Origin of the sequence: Gardnerella vaginalis (genome assembly GCF_001563665.1) — a bacterium.
Taxonomy (GTDB): Bacteria; Actinomycetota; Actinomycetes; order Actinomycetales; family Bifidobacteriaceae; genus Bifidobacterium; species Bifidobacterium vaginale_A.
The window spans coordinates 42,235-60,974 of record NZ_KQ961850.1 but is presented as its reverse complement, the minus strand read 5'-3'; the positions used below and the strand labels follow the sequence as shown (position 1 = coordinate 60,974).

Annotated in this window: 10 protein-coding genes; all 10 read right to left on the bottom strand. The window is 39.2% G+C overall.

What is annotated here, in order from left to right; genetic code table 11:
* Positions 1-5,885: S8 family serine peptidase (locus HMPREF3230_RS00570; protein WP_155642861.1), on the bottom strand; the 5,885-nt coding region annotated here is incomplete at its 3' end.
* Positions 5,886-6,361: 476 nt separating this feature from the next.
* Positions 6,362-7,561, bottom strand: coding sequence for an elongation factor Tu (tuf, locus tag HMPREF3230_RS00565; protein WP_075523052.1), 1,200 nt, complete (start codon positions 7,559-7,561; stop codon positions 6,362-6,364).
* 168 nt (positions 7,562-7,729) lie between these two features.
* Positions 7,730-9,859: an elongation factor G gene (gene fusA / locus HMPREF3230_RS00560; RefSeq protein WP_075523051.1), complete on the bottom strand. Its 2,130-nt coding sequence runs from the start codon at positions 9,857-9,859 to the stop codon at positions 7,730-7,732.
* Positions 9,860-9,901: 42 nt separating this feature from the next.
* Positions 9,902-10,372: a 30S ribosomal protein S7 gene (rpsG, locus tag HMPREF3230_RS00555; RefSeq protein WP_075523050.1), complete on the bottom strand. Its 471-nt coding sequence runs from the start codon at positions 10,370-10,372 to the stop codon at positions 9,902-9,904.
* Between the two features lie 3 nt (positions 10,373-10,375).
* Complete coding sequence (gene rpsL / locus HMPREF3230_RS00550; RefSeq protein ID WP_003813881.1) at positions 10,376-10,747, bottom strand: 30S ribosomal protein S12; 372 nt, start codon at positions 10,745-10,747, stop codon at positions 10,376-10,378.
* 291 nt (positions 10,748-11,038) lie between these two features.
* Entirely contained in the window at positions 11,039-12,328 is a 1,290-nt protein-coding gene (locus HMPREF3230_RS00545; RefSeq protein ID WP_082266203.1) for a cell division protein FtsQ/DivIB, read from the bottom strand.
* Positions 12,329-12,490: 162 nt separating this feature from the next.
* Positions 12,491-14,077 (bottom strand): UDP-N-acetylmuramate--L-alanine ligase, encoded by a 1,587-nt coding sequence (locus HMPREF3230_RS00540; protein WP_075523110.1) that lies wholly within the window; start codon positions 14,075-14,077, stop codon positions 12,491-12,493.
* Positions 14,078-14,181: 104 nt separating this feature from the next.
* Entirely contained in the window at positions 14,182-15,375 is a 1,194-nt protein-coding gene (gene murG / locus HMPREF3230_RS00535; RefSeq protein ID WP_075523049.1) for an undecaprenyldiphospho-muramoylpentapeptide beta-N-acetylglucosaminyltransferase, read from the bottom strand.
* A gap of 163 nt (positions 15,376-15,538) precedes the next feature.
* Positions 15,539-17,005, bottom strand: coding sequence for an FtsW/RodA/SpoVE family cell cycle protein (locus HMPREF3230_RS00530; RefSeq protein WP_082266211.1), 1,467 nt, complete (start codon positions 17,003-17,005; stop codon positions 15,539-15,541).
* Between the two features lie 106 nt (positions 17,006-17,111).
* Positions 17,112-18,674, bottom strand: coding sequence for a UDP-N-acetylmuramoyl-L-alanine--D-glutamate ligase (gene murD / locus HMPREF3230_RS00525; RefSeq protein ID WP_075523048.1), 1,563 nt, complete (start codon positions 18,672-18,674; stop codon positions 17,112-17,114).
* Positions 18,675-18,740 lie beyond the last annotated feature (66 nt).

Genomic DNA, 18,740 nt, shown 5'->3' with positions numbered 1-18,740 from the left:
TCTCTAACACTAACGTAGAATACGACACAAACAATAAGCATAACGCTCATCATCATCACAGGCATAACATCTACGCCAGTATGAGCAACCTTAGACTTAGACTTCTTAACAGAATAATGACGATGAACACCATTAGAAGACTTAGACTCCTCAGACTCCTTCGAATCATTCTTAACATTATTCTTAGAATCCTCTGACTTCACACTAGAGTCACTAGAGTCATCAGAACTGTCATAAGACACAGGATTCTCATAATACTTCAAATACGTTTCAGCATTAGCTTCAACAAATTGATCAGCATTAGAAGGAATCACATAAACATTAGTCCAAGCAATCTGCTGACCTTTAGAATTAAGCAACACGATAGTATGAATACCAGAATAATTTCCTGGAATCATCGCATTAAACTTAACCTTCTTACCGTCTAACGTTACTTTCACGTAATTAGTATTATTCTCACCTTTTAATAATTCAGGCGAAGAATAAATATACGCATAAGCATAAGCAACCTTATAAGTCTTAAGAGTATTAACAAACTCGCTTGTAGCATTAACATCATTCTGACCATTACCAGAACCTGGAGCTTTAGGAGTAGAACCAGACGGAGCACCAGAACCAGTACCCGAACCCGAACCAGAACCATCTGAATCACCAGTACCAGAACCAGCAGCATCAAGCAAGCCTGCGAAAGTCAAAGTCATAGGATTCTCAATACCTGCTCGAGCAATATTATTCTTATTTGCACCAACAACAAGATTACCCTTAACAGACTTATCAAGACTCGAAACAGACTTAGGAGCTTCAGGCGCTTCTTCAGAAGAAGATGGAGGCTCTAAGTGATCAACCACAATTACTTTTGAAATAGTATCGCTACTATCACCAGTATCAGTTGTGATATTACCTGCATAATCAACTGCTTCTACTTTAATAGTATGTTTACCATTAGTTAAATCAGAAGTTGGAATATCAAAATCAAACTCTGTTTTATCTGGCTTATCTGCAGAAACATTACTCTCACTATTATTATCTGAATCCGCATCAGTAAGAGTATCTTCAATACTCTTAGAAACAAGTTTATTTTCGCTAGAAGCAACAACTTTACCATCAACATATACGTTTACAAGTTTTAGATTATCATCCTTAACTTTCACTTTGATGGATCTATTATCTTTAATAGTTTCATTGCTTTCTACGCCAATATTAACTTTAGGATTCAACTTATCAACAACTACAGGTATGAATGTTTGCAAAGATGAAGCGGTTGTATTATTCACTTCTACATGAATAATATCCTTATCTTTTACATCAAACTTCCTATTGAATGAAGATTCGTTTACTTTTTCTCCTCCACCATCTGTTGAGAAGAATTCGCTAACTATGTTGCCGTTTATAAGCAGCGAATATCCAAAGCTGTCTTGGCTCATAGAACCTTTGAAGTCTACAGAATCTTTATTCGTAAACAACGTATTTCCGTAAAGCTTAGGAGTACTAAACACAGCCTTAGCCGGATTTACATCAAAGTAGAATCTTGTTTTAGTATCAAGGAAGCTTCTCTCAGATTCCTCAGTTGATCCTTCTTTCTTAACTTTTTCTTTAAGTTGCATACGGAAATCATTTATTCCAACATGCATAGGAATAGTCACACTAAAACGACCATCTTTGATTACAGCAACAATAGGATCTTTCAATTTCATATGACCGTCAACTACTTCAGCAGAAGGAGTGAACACTATGTTTGAAATCTTAGGTCCAACTCTACCTGTTACTGTAAAGGAATTACCACTTATATTAGGATTTGGTTTACCATCTTTCAAATTTGGTTGAATTATATAAGTGTTCATTCCCTCAAACTTATTTGCAGACTCCTTATCTATTTCAAAGTCATAATCCTTGCTGAATATCCTATGAACCTCCTCATCAAACTTATCTACTGGCTTCGTACGACCTTCTAAAGCAAACACTTTAGAAGAATCATTCGCGCCATCAGATGCAGTTAGAGTAACAGTATAAGCAGAAGCATCAGGCTTGATCGTAACTTCGAACGAACCATCATCATTAAGCTTTACATCATCAGGATCTACATCTCCAGAAGAAGAACCGCTACCAACAGAAACACCGCCATCAGGAGTTTGAGCTGTTTTAACATAATCCAAATGCATCGAAAGCTTGTCACCTTTATCGTCAGTAACTTTACCTTTAATAGTAACTTCGCCGTTTTCTTTAACATCGAGATTATTATTATTGTTCAAATTAGTTACTGTTATATTTGGAGCATGAGCATTGAAAGTTACATCAACTTCATCACTGTCAATTGAGGAACCTGCAGAGTTTAAACCTGTAACAACAATGTGATTAACACCGTTTTCAAGAGGAATAAAAGCTGCAAAAGCTGATTTATCTTCGAAGAATTTCTTATGCTTATCATCAACAGTTACAGTCTTATTCCCATTATCTTTATAAGTAACTGAAACCTTAATATCTTTCACGTCATCGGAAGCATAACCGCCGATAGGAAGATAAAGATTATCGTCACCATCGAATTTAGACATGAACCTAATTGCCATAGTCTTACTTGCAAGCTTAGAAGCACCATTTATAACAACATCTTTAGAATCTGTAGAATCCTTGAAGATCTTATAAACATAGCCACTCTTATTTTCAGCAGAATCCCTAGTTGAAACATAAAGGAATTTAGCATCAGAGCCAATATGAACCTTATAAGTATGCTTTGTTGCAGGATTAGAAGGATCAAAGTTCAACTTACAAGCGCCTTTTTCATCTTTTTCTTGGCATGTTTTATCTACATTTCTAACTGCAGCCCATTTGCCATTTATATGAACTTCAGGCACATAAGTTTCACTCAAATCGTCCACAACAGTAATAATCACATCACCATTAGAGTCACGATCAGAAACCTTAATCTTAGGAGCTTTTGTATCAAGACCAACCTTCATAGTGTAGGTTTGGAAACGATCAGAATTCTTAGATAATTTAGCTGTAACCTTGTACGTATATATTCCATCAGGAGCAGTTACTTCTTTACCGGTTTTAGGATCGTATTCACTACCATCCCATTCGCCAGTAGAACTCTCATTACCATGAGCGCTTCCTTTAAGACTCCTATAATCGCTACGGCTAACATAATTATCATAACCTAAGTCTTTAATTAACTTGCCTTTAGCATCATATATAGAATACTTAACTTCTTCAGCACTACGGAACATCATTAAAGATGGGATAATAGTGTCTAAAAGCTCATCTTTGTTAGGAGAGAACGAACCTAATTTAGTAGCTTCACCTTCACGATTCACTTTTACTTTATTAGTATTGCTTACTGCAGAAACAAGAGTTGTACTTGCCTTAACATCGGAAGAGTACTCATTGTTTGGATCAACAAGAATCGGTTCTTTATTCCAATCTCCCACAAAACCAAGATATGGCACTGAAAGACTTGGCTGATTAGAATCTTTCGATTCAAATCGAATATAACCTTCAATATAATGATCTTTACTAGTATCTGGTTTAAGCTTGAATTCAACTGTTGCAACACTATTAGCTTTTACTAGAATATTGCCATTGCAATTTTGAGGAGTTAAATTCTCATTATTACTTATATTTGTAACAGTATCTTTATTAGCTTCATTAGATTCATTTAATACTTTTTCAGTTGGAACGTTGAAAGTTAAATCTTTGCTTCCATAATTATGCAAATTGACTGTAATAGTTCGTTCACCATTAACTTCACGAAGAGGTACGTAAGATTCATCATTTACAGTTGCAATAACATTAGTATCCATAGCTTTGTCAACTTGCGCTAAACCAGCACCAATTTGACGAGGAGCATATGGAACACCATCATCTTTACCATTAGATGTAAGAATCTTAGCTGTATTCATCAACGCTTGAGTTGCTCTTTTTACTCGATCTTTTGCAGAAAGAGCAGGGAAACGATTCTTATAATATTGCACCATAAGAGCAGAAAGACCAGAAATATTTGGAGCAGCCATGGAAGTACCAGACATGTTCACATAATTGCCTGTACCGTTCTGAGTAGAGAATACATTTCCACCAATTCCAGCAATATGAGGCTTAAAATCAAGTTCTGGCGTTGGACCCCAAGAAGTGAATTCTGAAGGATGCATGCTATCAGGATTTGGAGCACTTACATAATTATTGCTGAAAGAAATCTTAACTTTCTTATTTTGTTTAAGCTCATCAAGCATTTTCAACGCGTCAGAACGTCTAATCGATACTCCAAATTTTTTACCAAATCCTTCAATACCAGCCATACCAAGGAATTGTTCTGTACCTTTATCATTATTGTAAACAAGTATGCCTGCTGCACCAGCTTCAAAAGCATGCTTAAATTTTGTAGCAAAATTGATTTTACCGCGCTCAACTAATACGTATTTACCGTGAACGTTTACGCCATCATACTCATCTATATCAGGATCGTCAGAATCATCATCGTACGATCTTCCGTATCCTACAGAAACAACTTCGCGCTCCTGTCCATCAGGTTTACCAGTCGCTAACCTATAAAGTATATCTGTACCTTTATCGGAACCATCTGCTTTATAAGTAGCTTTTTTCTCTGTCATAATGGAATTTTCAACAGATGCTACGCTAAAAGCTTCAGGGAACGCAGAAGGAGTTCCAAGAGTTGCATCATCTAACTTTCCTAAAACATCATCTATTTCACCGTTAGATGAGAAATTCAAACCAGAGTTTCCAGCTGAAACAACTGGAAGAACTCCAGCATCTCTAGCTTTCTTCAACGCTAGACCTGTAATATTTGAAGCTCCACTAAAACCATTGGTTGAACCAAGAGACATGTTTATAATATCAGCACCAAGCTCAACGGATTTTTCAACAGCAGCAGCTATATCAGCGTCATCCGCACCGCCAGCTCTACTAGCTTCATTAGAAAACACTTTCATAGCAAGCAGCTGTGCGTTTGGAGCAACACCATCAACACGCCAATTATCTTTAGCTAATTTATTTCCTTCATCTCCATTAGCAGCAACAATTCCAGCTACGTGCATGCCATGCTGTTCTTCACTAATGTCATCTCTAACGTTATTGTTTTGATCTGCAAAATTATAACCGTCAGGCACTTTATCTGTAAAACCTGGCTTTGGTTGCATTTTAATATGAGCTTTTGCGCTTAAATCAAGCTTCATATCTGGCTGATTCATATCAATACCTGTATCGATAATTGAAACTAACATACCAGTACCATCAAGCTTATATTTCTTAAACGCTTCAGACACTCCTTGAAGAACACGCGCATTATTTTCCATAGTATGGAATTTACGTGCTTTATGAGCAGATTCGACTTCTGGCTCTTTTCTAAGCTCTAAAACGAGATTCTGAGGCATTGTAACTTCAAATGCGTTCACCAAATATCCAAGCTGGCGACGAACTTTCATTTGATACTTTTCACACCATTTAGATAGTAGCTTATTTTGCTGAGCCATACGAGCAGAAGCAACACCCTTCCCTATGCCACTTTTACCCTTAAGTGTAACTATAACATTCACTTCTTTTTTAGAATTGAAGTCGAATTCATTTTTATATGCTTTTTTATAATCTTCTATTGCTTTTTCAAGTATTGAACCTTTAGGAACATCATCAGAATTCTTATGATTTTCAGAAAAAGCCTTAATAGCTTTTTTAATCTCAGCTTCTGTTGGTACGTGACCTTTTTGCGCAGCGTCACTAAGCAATTTATTTGCGTCAACAGAAGCAGATTTTTCGTTATTGTTTACATCAGCAACTGTTTGCGCAAAAGCAGGAACTGCAGAAAACGGCACGAGCAATGTTGCTGCAGCAATGCCTAATGCAGCTAACCGAGTTAGATATGACGTTCTAGTGAACTTCACAACAATCTCCTCTCGAATGAATATGAACATATCCCCCAAACGACTAAAGCGCAGAAGAAATATTGTTGGAAACTTTATCACTATTTATGTAATAAAAATCTTTGATTTAACAGCATAAAAGCAGTATTAAAACAGAAAAAAATTATCTACCATACTAAAAAATGGCATAATAAAGCCAATACCCCCCCCCATTGAATAAACTTAATTAACATCGAAAATATTTTTATTTAACATTTAATTTACATACATAATTCGTAAAAATTCCTAAAAAGATAAATATGCATTAACTTCATAAACTAGCACTCGCCTTATTTGCATGTCATTCTCATGATTTTCCCGTGTTATTTGAGCAATTATTTCCCGAAAAATACAGTACAAAAATACAAAAAGACCTCGCGAGTGAAATACTCACTCACGAGGTCTTTATTAAGCTATCGCTTTAACGATTATGCTTGATAATTCATAAAAGAAGAAAATCAGGCAAGAATCTTGGTCACACGACCGGAACCAACGGTACGACCACCTTCACGAACAGCGAAGGTCAAGCCCTCTTCCATAGCGATTGGCTGAATCAACTCAACAGTGAAGGTTGCGTGATCGCCAGGCTGAACCATTTCAACGCCTTCTGGCAAGGTGATAACGCCAGTGACATCGGTGGTACGGAAGTAGAACTGTGGACGGTAGTTGGTGAAGAACGGCGAGTGACGGCCACCTTCATCCTTAGTCAAGACGTAAACTTCGCCTTCAAACTTGGTGTGTGGTGTTACAGAACCTGGAGCAGCCACAACCTGACCACGCTCAACATCTGTACGGTTGATACCGCGGAGAAGAAGACCAGTGTTATCGCCAGCTTCAGCCTCATCCATCTGCTTGTGGAAGGTTTCAATGGAGGTAACAGTAGTGGTCTGAGTTGGACGCAAACCAACAATCTCAACTGGGGTGTTGATTGGGAGCTTACCACGCTCAACACGACCGGTAACAACGGTACCACGACCGGAGATGGTGAATACGTCTTCGATTGGCATCAAGAATGGCTTGTCAAGATCGTGAACTGGAGTTGGAACATACTCGTCAACAGCCTTCATAAGCTCCTTAACGGTTTCAACCCACTTGTCATGATCTGGAGCTTCATCGTGCAAAGCACCGTAAGCAGAAGTGCGGATGACTGGGCAATCGCGATCGAAGCCGTTTTCTTCGAGGAGGTCACGTACCTCTTCTTCAACGAGATCGATAAGCTCTGGGTCATCAACCATATCGCACTTGTTCAAAGCTACGAGAATCTTCGGGACACCAACCTGCTTAGCAAGCAAAACGTGCTCGCGAGTCTGAGCCATTGGACCATCAGTAGCAGCAACCACGAGGATTGCGCCATCCATCTGAGCAGCACCGGTAATCATGTTCTTAACATAATCGGCGTGGCCTGGAGCATCAACGTGAGCGTAGTGACGAGCATCAGTCTGATACTCGATGTGTGCGATGTTGATAGTAATACCGCGTTCCTTCTCTTCTGGAGCGGCATCAATCTGATCGAAGTCATACTGAGGGTTCAAATCAGGATATTCGCTGTGCAGCACCTTGGAGATAGCCGCGGTCAGGGTAGTCTTGCCGTGATCAACGTGACCAATGGTACCAATGTTGACATGCGGCTTAGTACGCTCGTACTTTTCCTTTGCCATGTGTTTGTCCTCCTGGACGTCTAGTAGTTTGCATCACAATCTTATGTGAAGCATCTCGCTACATATTACTGGGTTTCTGGGTTAGGTGCCACTTCGGTGCCAGAACCCAGTCAACGAACAGAATTCTAGCGTTGACCGGGGACACAAAACACCGAAGTAGCGTGCGCGTCACTCGCCGCGCTGTGCTTTAATAATCTCGTCCGAAACAGCCTTCGGAACTTCTGCGTAAGAATCCATTTGCATGGTGAACATTGCGCGACCTTGAGTCTTAGAACGAAGATCACCAATGTATCCGAACATCTCACTCAAAGGAACTTTCGCATCAATAACCTTAACGCCAGTAGCGTCAGTCATAGACTGAATGTTTCCACGGCGAGAGTTCAAATCGCCCATAACGTCACCCATGTATTCTTCTGGAGTACGCACTTCAACAGCCATAATTGGCTCAAGAATTACTGGATGAGCCTTTGGTGCAGCTTCCTTGAAGCACATAGAACCTGCAATCTTGAATGCCATTTCAGAAGAATCAACATCGTGTGTCTGACCATCAGTGACTGTTGCTTTAACGCCAACCACTGGGAAGCCTGCCAAGACGCCGGATTCCATAGCTTCTTGAACACCTGCATCAATTGAAGGAATGAACTCCTTGGTGATGTGACCACCAGTGACTTCATTTACGAACTGATAGGTTTCGCCAGATTCTGTATCGAGAGGTTCGAAGTTCATCAAAACCTTTGCGAACTGACCAGAACCACCAGTTTGCTTCTTATGAGTGTATTCCTGGTTCATAACAGCCTTGCGAATCGTCTCACGATAAGCAACCTGTGGCTTACCAACATTCGCTTCAACCTTGAACTCACGGCGCATACGATCAACGATAATGTCGAGCTGAAGTTCGCCCATACCAGAAATCAAAGTCTGACCAGATTCTTCGTCAGTCTTAACCTGGAACGTAGGATCTTCGTCAGAAAGCTTAGCCAACGCCAAGCTCATCTTTTCCTGATCAGCCTTTGTCTTTGGCTCAACGGCAACCTCAATAACAGGATCTGGGAATGTCATAGATTCCAATGAGATTGGATTCTTCTCGTCACACAATGTGTCACCAGTGCTGACATTCTTCAAACCAACGAATGTGTAGATGTTACCAGCTTCTGCAGAATCTACAGGATTTTCCTTATCTGCATGCATCTGGAAGATCTTACCAACGCGTTCCTTCTTAGACTTCGTGGAATCGTACACAGAATCGCCTGGCTTAATTTCACCAGAATAAACACGTACGAACACGAGCTTGCCGTAGAATGGATGAGTTGAAATCTTGAAGACCAAAGCTGCGAATGGATCAGTATTAACTGGCTTACGGTCAATTTCAACAGATTCATCGCCTGGCTTGAAGCCCTTAATAGATGGAACATCTTCTGGGCTTGGAAGGAAATCAACAACAGCATCCAGCATTGGCTGAACACCCTTATCTTTGAATGCAGAACCACAAGTTACTGGGAATGCTTCACGAGCAATAGTAAGCTTACGAATACCAGAACGAATTTCTTCTTCAGAAAGTTCTCCAGATTCTAGATACTTCTCAAGCAACTCTTCATCAGCTTCAGCAACTTGATCCATAAGTTCAGCACGATACTCTTCTGCACGTTCTTGCAAATCTGCAGGAATGTCAACGGTGTCATAGTGAGCACCCATATCGTCCTTAACGTCATTCCAGACGTAAGCCTTCATACGAATCAAATCAACAACACCAAGAAAATCGTTCTCAGCGCCAATTGGGAGCTGAATAACAAGTGGCTTAGCGCCAAGCTTTTCCTTAATGGTCTTAACAGAGTAGTAGAAATCAGCACCAAGTTTATCCATCTTATTGATGAAGCAAATACGTGGAACGCTGTACTTATCTGCCTGACGCCAAACAGTTTCAGACTGTGGCTCCACGCCTTCCTTACCATCGAAGACAGCAACAGCACCATCGAGAACACGCAAAGAACGCTCCACTTCAGCAGTGAAATCTACGTGTCCTGGGGTATCAATGATGTTGATCTGGTAACGATCATCTATGTCATGAGTTTGACGCTTCCAGAAGCATGTAGTTGCAGCAGACTGAATAGTAATACCGCGTTCCTGCTCCTGTGCCATGAAGTCCATAGTAGAAGCGCCATCATGGGTTTCACCGATTTTGTAGTTCTTACCAGTGTAGTAGAGAATACGTTCGGTTGTAGTAGTCTTACCAGCATCAATGTGCGCCATGATGCCGATGTTACGAACCATATTCAGGTCGTTAAGCACATCTTGTGCCATAATTTTATCCTTAGCTCTTTACGATACCGAATATCTTGCGGATTACCAGCGATAGTGAGCAAAAGCCTTATTAGCTTCTGCCATCTTGTGGGTATCTTCACGACGCTTCACAGAAGCACCTAAGCCATTAGAAGCATCGAGAATTTCGTTAGCCAAACGCTCAGCCATTGTCTTCTCGCGGCGAGCGCGTGAGAAGTCTGTAAGCCAACGAAGGGACAAAGTATTTGCACGAGCAGGCTTAACTTCGACTGGCACTTGGTAAGTTGCGCCACCAACGCGGCGTGAACGAACTTCAAGACTTGGACGAATGTTATCAAGAGCGCGCTTCAACACGGAAACTGGCTCCTGCTCGGTCTTAGCCTTCACCTGCTCAAGAGCGGTGTAGACGATGTTTTCTGCGATAGACTTCTTGCCATCGAGAAGAATTTTGTTAATCAACTGAGCCACGACGGTCGAGCCGTAGATTGGATCAGGAAGCAGCTGATGCTTTTTTGCAGGTCCTTTACGTGACATGTTTTACTTCGCCTTCTTTGCTCCATACAGGGAACGACCCTGCTTGCGGTCCTTGACACCCTGGGTATCGAGTGCGCCACGCACGATGTGGTAACGCACACCTGGGAGATCCTTCACACGGCCACCACGCACAAGCACAATGGAGTGCTCCTGCAAGTTATGACCTTCGCCTGGAATATAGGCGGTTACTTCAATACCCGAGCTGAGGCGCACACGAGCAACCTTACGAAGCGCGGAATTTGGCTTCTTAGGAGTGGTTGTGTACACACGAGTGCACACGCCACGACGCAACGGGCTACCTTTCAAGGCCAAAGTCTTTGACTTCTTCGGCTTGGCCTGACGTCCCTTACGGACGAGTTGTTCAATCGTAGGCAACTTAAGTTCTCCGATTCATTAATATCTTATATTTGGTGAAACCGCCACACTGCAGCACACCTTAACGCATGAATCAGTTAAAGAGTAAAAGCCACAGTCCACCGGCCCGATGGCCCTCGCATCTCCAGAAACACATTACTGCGCTCTATCTTCAACGCTTGGGATATCCCAACAGGCACACCTATAACATAAGGCACGCCGTTGGCACACACGAATTACTATTATACAACAAGTTAAGACAAAATCTTTAGTCTTACTTTATACTCTTACTTTATACTCTTACTTTAAGTCTTACTTTAAAATCGGCCTAGTAGGAGCAGAAACGTCAATCTGAGTTTTATTGCCAATCTTACTAGGATCATTTATAAGCTTATCTACAATAGCATTCTTTAATTTCAAATCAGACGCATCTCCCCATACAATATTTCTATGAGAAGCGCCTAGCTCAGTTTCAACTGAATCTTGAGTTTTAGCACTAACTTTCGTAATCTGCATTCTTAAAGACTCAGGCATTGAACTTACAACTTTAATAGCTTCTAAAATCGCTCTAGTGCTTAAACTATGGTCAACATCGTCAACTTCAATAACCGGTATTCCACTAATTGACGCATGACTTACAACGTTCAAAACACGCCCTTTAACATCAACTGCTGTTAAATTACCATTAGCTTTATTCTTTAACATTGCGGCAGGTTTTTGCGACAATACAGTAATATGTAAGCTTTTAGGAAAATCTTTTTCAACTTTTGCTTCAGTTACACCAGGAATGTCATTAAGTTGCTTAATCACATCTTGTGAAGATACTAAAAATAGCGACTTATTTACTTGTCCGGAAGCTATATTTGCAATCTTTTCTTTGCTAACCCATTCGTTAGCGCCAACAATAGTTATATTATCTTTTTCCAAACAAAAGACTGGAGAAAATAGCAATAACCAAATTAAAAATCCTGCTATACCTATTGAAAGAAGTGCTAAAAACAGTCTAATAACAAAAGTACGAACACGGACTGTATTTTTCTCTTTTTTACGCGCGCTAAAATCAATCACTTTAGGTCGAGAAATAACTCCCAACGATCCAGCTGTACTAGAGAGTATTTTAGATACAAAATCAGCTACACTTAATTTTCTAGCATCCACGAAATGAGATTCTTCAGTTCTAAGATCATCCAAATCAGATTTAACAGGAATAGATTGAGTCGAAATAGATTGAGTCGAAATAGATTGAGTCGAGGCGGACTTTGCAGAACGCACCTTAGTAGAGGCTGACTTAGCAGAACTAACCTTTTTAGAATCAAGATTTTCTTGTGTTTTATATGAAGATTCTGCAAAACGTAATTCTCTAGAAGAGCTAGAAGATTTTAACTTGGAAGATTTCGAAGACTTAACGGAACGCACCTTAGAGGATGCGGACTTTGCAGAACGCACCTTAGAAGAAGCTGACTTAACGGAACGCACATTTTTATGACTCAAATCTTCATCGTCAATAAGCTCATCTTCATATTCATGAGAAACAGCTATGCGAGGTGAAGACTTACGCTTATGCGAATCATCGTTAGATGTGCCAAAAATACTGCGCGCCATACCTTACCTACGTATCTATACGTGTTGTTTACATAATTACCTATAGAGTCACTCACAGACTTAATTGCTTTTTAGTCTAATCGCAATTCTTAAATAACTACCGATATTTACACTCATACATTACTTATAAGTCTACCTACAAGTATACCAACTATAATTTCTTCACCTGTTTTCTAAAGATTTAAGTATTACAGAAGTCATATTAGTAATACTTCCTGCACCAACAGTAAAAAGTACATCTCCTGCCTGTGCACGAGCACTCAAAATCTTTGCAGCTTCAAACATATCTTCTACTGCTTGCATAGAAGTCTTCAAACCATCTTCTCTAGCTACGCGAACAATAGTTTCTGCATGGATATCTGGAAAATCTTCTTGCTTTTCACGTGCTGGGAAAATTCCTGTAACAATCACATCATCTGCAATACTTAATGCATGTGCAAACTCATGCGCAAAACAGCGAGTGCGAGAAAATAGATGAGGTTGGAACAAAACGCGAATATTAGAATCAGGATATCTTCTTCTAGCAGCTCGCAATAAAGCTTCGATTTCAGTAGGATGATGAGCATAATCATCCACGACTGTAACACCATTTACACAACCACGAATATCAAATCTTCTAGAAGCTCCACGAAAATCAGAAGCACCTTGTGCTGCAAGGTGCGGATCCATGCCTAAAAGTATCGCTGAAATAATAGCAGCAGTAGCATTTCTCGCATTATGCAATCCAGGAATCATTAAGCTCACTTGTAAAACAAATACACTAGTTTTATCGTAAGAATCGCTATTTGAAACAGCACAATTTTCGAGAGCTTCATCATTATTTGAGTAAGCACAAAGCTTAGAAAGATTACACGGTAAAATCAAAGAGAATACTTCTCTACCACTACCAGCTTGCTCACGCTCTTGTTCAATACTCACAAACGAAACATTTTCTAGCACACGCTTGCTCACTTTATTATGCCAATTTTCTGCCAATCCATAAGCAATTGTTTTAGAAAGAGAAGAATCAGGTAATTCTTCTAACACCGATCTAGCACCTTCATCATCAGCACATATAACTATATGACCTTCAGCGTGGCAAAGATGCTCAACGAAAGCCTTTCTGTAATTTCTTTCATTCCCATAATGATCAAGATGATCAGCTTCTACATTTGTAACAACAGCAATATACGGATGATACTTTTCAAAACTACCATCAGATTCATCTGCTTCAGCTACCATAATCGAACCAGAACCAGCATGACCACCATCTGCGGGAGCGCCATTAACTGTTTGAAGAGAGCCACCAATCGCATAGCTCGGATCTGCTAAATCGCCCAATCCTTTACTAGAAAGAATATGCGATATCAGTGAGCTAGTAGTTGTTTTTCCATGTGCTCCAGCAACAGTAACACCTCGCTTATCATTAAGTAGCAAAGATAAAATATCACTTCGATGCACAATTTGCACACATTCATTAAAAGCCTCTACAATTTCACTATTCGTAGGCTTAATAGCACTTGAATACACAACTACATCCGACTCATGAATATGAGAAGGTGATTGACCTATATATATTTCCATGCCCAAATTACGAAGATGCTTAGTATGATCATTTTCTTCACGATCACATCCTGTTACTTCCACACCATCTTCATGAAGCATTTGAGCAAGTACGCTCATTCCAGATCCGCCTATACCGATAAAATGCACTCGACCTAGAGAAGACACAGTTTTATTATGATCAAAAGCTGCACATTGAGGATTCATATTTTTTGCTACATTTTTAACTATATTTTCGTATGAATTCTTATCTGAATTCTTATCTGAATTCTCGCATACACTATCAGTAGAATTTGCATGAATATTCATAATTATCTTCCACTTTCTAAAACTATTTTAAGAATCCTATTCGCCATAACATCCGCAGCATCGCGAATGCCATATCTCCATGATTTATCTCTCATATCTTCTAGACGCTTACTATCGTTCAATAAATCTAAGCACTCACTTCTTAACCATTGATCTGTAAAATCATCGTCATTAACCATGATTGCACCATTTGCATCAACAACAGGCTCAGCATTAAAACGCTGCTCACCATTACCAATAGGCAAAGGTACATATATTGCAGGCAAACCTAAAGCAGAAATTTCTGCAACTGTTCCTGCACCAGAACGGCATATAACTAAATCAGCACAAGCAAAAGCCCAATCTATTCGCTCTAAATATTCAGCTATATGATAATCGCCAAGACCTGCATGTTCAGGCTTAATATCATTTATATTTGAAGAACCAGCATGAACAGATACCAATGCTCGAACTGATTCAGCTTTACCACGACCAGTTAAATGAATTATTTGCGCTACTTTAAGCAAATCATCTGACGCATTCGCAACAGCGCGATTTATACTTGCAGCTCCTAAAGAACCTCCAGTAACCAATATAATTGGACGATTCGGATCTAATCCTAAATTATGAGCTCCTTGCTCTCTAGCAACATCACAATCAGCAGAAAGCTGTGTACAAAGTTGTGAAATAGCTGGACGCAAAGGCAATCCAACACGTTCAACACTAACACCTTTTTGAGTTCGCAATCCAGTTGATTCATAAACGGAACCAACCATAGATGCCCAACGAGCGCCAAGACGATTCGCCATACCTGCTCTAGCATTTTGTTCGTGAACTACAATCGGAATATGCATAGCATGCGCTTGAGCATAAACAGGAGCAGACGCATATCCACCAAACCCTACTACTATGTCTGCTTTACGCGAAGTTAAAATATCATGAACTTTGCGACTTTCACGTATCCATTTGAAAGGAAAACTAAGAGCATCTAAATTAGGTTTTCTAGGAAAAGGAACTTTTTCAATAACATCAAGTTCATAGCCTGCTGAAGGAACTAAATCTTTCTCTAAACCAACAGAAGTACCAATAACACTGATGCAAGCATCAGCTTCGCGATTTTTTATAGCATCTGCTACAGCTAATAGAGGATTCACATGCCCAGCAGTGCCCCCACCAGCAAGAACAATATGTAAATGCTTTTCATTATCTGACTTCATTGACACCCCTAATCCACATTAAAATTCGATGAAACACTAAACAAAACTGCATATATTTTACACTAAAATAATTCTACTTGCGATTCCTAAGCATTACTATTCCTAAGCATTGCGATTCCTAAGTATTGCAATTCCTAAGCATTAGTAAAATAACTTAACAACATTAGCGCACAGAATCTTTAGAACTTCCAACTTTACTTAAAGAAGATTTTTTTAATCCAGAAATCGGAACATTATAAACAATCAACGTTCTTAGATTTTCTCTCATCAAAGAATCAGCTACACCTATAGCAGCAAGACACATCACAAGCGATGAACCACCTGCAGAAACAAACGGCATAGGAACACCCATAACAGGCAATACTTGAACAACAACAAGAATATTAACTAAGCCTTGCCCAACAATCCAAGATGCAATACACACAAGAACTATAGATATAAACCTACTACGAGCTTTCAGTGCAGAAGCAATCAAACACCAACCAATAACTATATACAATGCAATAACGATAGAAGCTCCTAAAAAGCCCATCTCTTCGCCAATAATCGCAAAAATAAAGTCATTATGAGCATAAGGCAAATAGTTCCATTTTTCACGAGAATTACCTATACCAACACCAAGAAAACCGCCAGATGCAATAGCATATTGAGCGTGAATAGACTGGAAACAAACGCCACGAATATCTTTTGCATCACATCCATAGAAAGTAGCAAAAATTCTTCGCATACGATTTTGACTTGTAACAATCATCAACAACACGCCTGCAATAGCTAATCCAGCAATAACAAATAACCATTTAGTAGGGAAACCGCCAATGTAGAAAGACACGAAAGCAATAAAAATTACTATCAATGCCGTACCTAAATCCTTACCAGCAACAATAAGAAGAACAGGGAAAGCTAAACCAATAAGAACAGGAAAATAAGCTTTAAATCCAATACTCTTATAACGTTTCGCAGCAATCAACAACGCCATAGGAAGCCACATACATAATGCAAGCTTTGTTATCTCTGCAGGCTGCAACGAAATATAGCCTATTTTAATCCAACCAGCATTACCGTTAGCTTCGTGACGAATACCTGGAATCCACGTCAAAATTTGCATTGCGATTGCAAAAATATATATAAGTCCAATCTTCTTTCTATAGAAATTAGTTGGAACAACACGCGATAAAAGAAAATAAGCAATAAACCCAGCAATGCAAAATCCAGCTTGCCAAAGTCCTTTACCCCAAGGTGAATTATTCCTACTTATAAGCGTTATAGATGAACTAGAAATCACCATAAAAACGCCAAAAACAGAAAGAAGTACAACAGATAATCTCAATCCATACAAACACCACAAAGGATTGAAAATACTACGAACTCCTATATATTTACGAAAAGCTGATTTTTGTAATTTTTTATTATTGAATGAAGTTTGAGATTCAGATTCATTCGCGCTCTTCGCGTCATTCAATGATTCTTGCGCGTCATTGCCACCATTACCGCCATTACGATAATTAGAATTATCGAACAAACTAAAAGAATTAGTAGAAGACGAACCACTACTAACTGAACGAGAAGACTTATTAGAAGACTTATTAGAAGACTTAGAATTTTTAGAATCGCTTTCAACGTAATCAGACATTGAGATTACATGCGTTAGAGCATAAACAATATTGCGAACAATACTTCTAATTATGCTATGAACAACGCTAGAACTCTTCTTATCAGAACGCTTGCAAGAAAATCGTTTATTTGACATGATTTTGTACCCATCGTTGAGCTTCTTGAGCAAAGCGATTACCACGATCCGCATAAGAAACAAATTGATCCATTGAAGCACAAGCAGGAGCCATAAGAACTACATCTCCAGGTTCAGCATAATTTCCAGCAGCCTCAACAGCTTTGTGCATAACTTCCTGACCTAAAGAAGAATCAGGAGAAATAATATTCTCATTTTCTATCTCATTTACAAGAGAATCATCAACATTTTTATAAGAGTGAGAATATGAAGCATCAGGAGCAATTATTGTTACAGGTATATTTGAATCAGATTTACGTAAAGCTTCAATAATAGGTCTTTGATCTGTTCCAATAACAACTACAGCCTTAATGATTTCTTTAGAAGAAGCAACCAAATCTTCAAAATGAGAGCCTTTAGCTAATCCACCAGCAATCCATATTACTGATTTCTTAGAAAAACTAGATATCGATGCAGATGCAGCATGAGCATTAGTTGCTTTAGAATCATCAACAAAACGAATCGAATCTTCTGCACGTAAATTACTTGGCTTAAAACTTGCAACAGTTTGAATCCTATGTCCGCCTGGAGTAAAATCACACAATGCTTGAACAGCTTTACTCACATTATCTGTTACTCCAAAAGTTAAAGCCAAAGCAGTTAAAGCATCTGCTAATAAATGAGGATAAACTGTTCCATCTGGCTCACATAAATGTTTCAAATCTTTAATAAGAACAATGTTTTTAGGTTCTCCGTACTTAGCACCTGAAATACCACTTTTATCTACAATCCAACCATTTTCTACGCCAATTTCTCCATCTTTAGGAGCTTCAAGCGTAAAACCTACACGCTTACACCCAGATTCAACCTTCGCGCACTTAGCTAAAGCACAAACCCTAGAATCTTGAGCATTGTATACTAATACTTTTTTAACACCGTTAAAAACTTTAGATTTATCTGCAGCATATGCTTGAATCGAGCCATGCCAATCTAAATGATCTGCAGCAATATTAGTTATAGCTGCACAATCAAGATTCAAACAATTAGTAAAATGCAATTGGAAAGAGCTCAATTCTACGCAAAGCACATCATGACTTTTATCTAAAGCAGCATGAGATAAAGAATGACCAATGTTTCCAACTGCTGGTGCATCAAAACCGCATGCACTAAGCATAGATGAAGTCATTTCAGTAGTTGAAGTTTTACCGTTAGTACCAGTAATACCAACCCATAAAGCAGGAGAATTAGTTTTTTGAGATTTTACGCGAATACGCCACGCAAGATCTACTTCGCTCATGACTGGAATATTGTGTTTCTTTGCATCTAACAAAAACTTAGTACGAGGATTAAATACAGGAGATGTCACAACAGCGTCTATATTCGACCAATCTATCGCATTAAAATCATGAAGGTCTGCTTCAGGCTTATTTTCATCTACGCTAATAGGACTTGCACCGATTTTATGCAATACTTCTACAGCTCCACGACCAGAAATGCCCAAACCTGCAACAAGAACTCTGCGAAATGGAAATTCTTTGCAATTATCACTAAAATCGCATGTCATATTTGCCATCCTTAAATTGCAACCATTTAACTAACACAATCTAATTGCAACAATCCAATTATTATCTTCCGATTT

What these genes read in the sequence shown, in the direction of transcription:
- tuf (WP_075523052.1), bottom strand. Translation starts at nt 7,561, where the DNA reads ATGGCAAAGGAAAAGTACGAGCGTACTAAGCCGCATGTCAACATTGGT.
- fusA (WP_075523051.1), bottom strand. Translation starts at nt 9,859, where the DNA reads ATGGCACAAGATGTGCTTAACGACCTGAATATGGTTCGTAACATCGGC.
- rpsG (WP_075523050.1), bottom strand. Translation starts at nt 10,372, where the DNA reads ATGTCACGTAAAGGACCTGCAAAAAAGCATCAGCTGCTTCCTGATCCA.
- HMPREF3230_RS00545 (WP_082266203.1), bottom strand. Translation starts at nt 12,328, where the DNA reads ATGGCGCGCAGTATTTTTGGCACATCTAACGATGATTCGCATAAGCGT.
- HMPREF3230_RS00540 (WP_075523110.1), bottom strand. Translation starts at nt 14,077, where the DNA reads ATGAATCCTCAATGTGCAGCTTTTGATCATAATAAAACTGTGTCTTCT.
- murG (WP_075523049.1), bottom strand. Translation starts at nt 15,375, where the DNA reads ATGAAGTCAGATAATGAAAAGCATTTACATATTGTTCTTGCTGGTGGG.
- HMPREF3230_RS00530 (WP_082266211.1), bottom strand. Translation starts at nt 17,005, where the DNA reads ATGTCTGATTACGTTGAAAGCGATTCTAAAAATTCTAAGTCTTCTAAT.
- murD (WP_075523048.1), bottom strand. Translation starts at nt 18,674, where the DNA reads ATGGCAAATATGACATGCGATTTTAGTGATAATTGCAAAGAATTTCCA.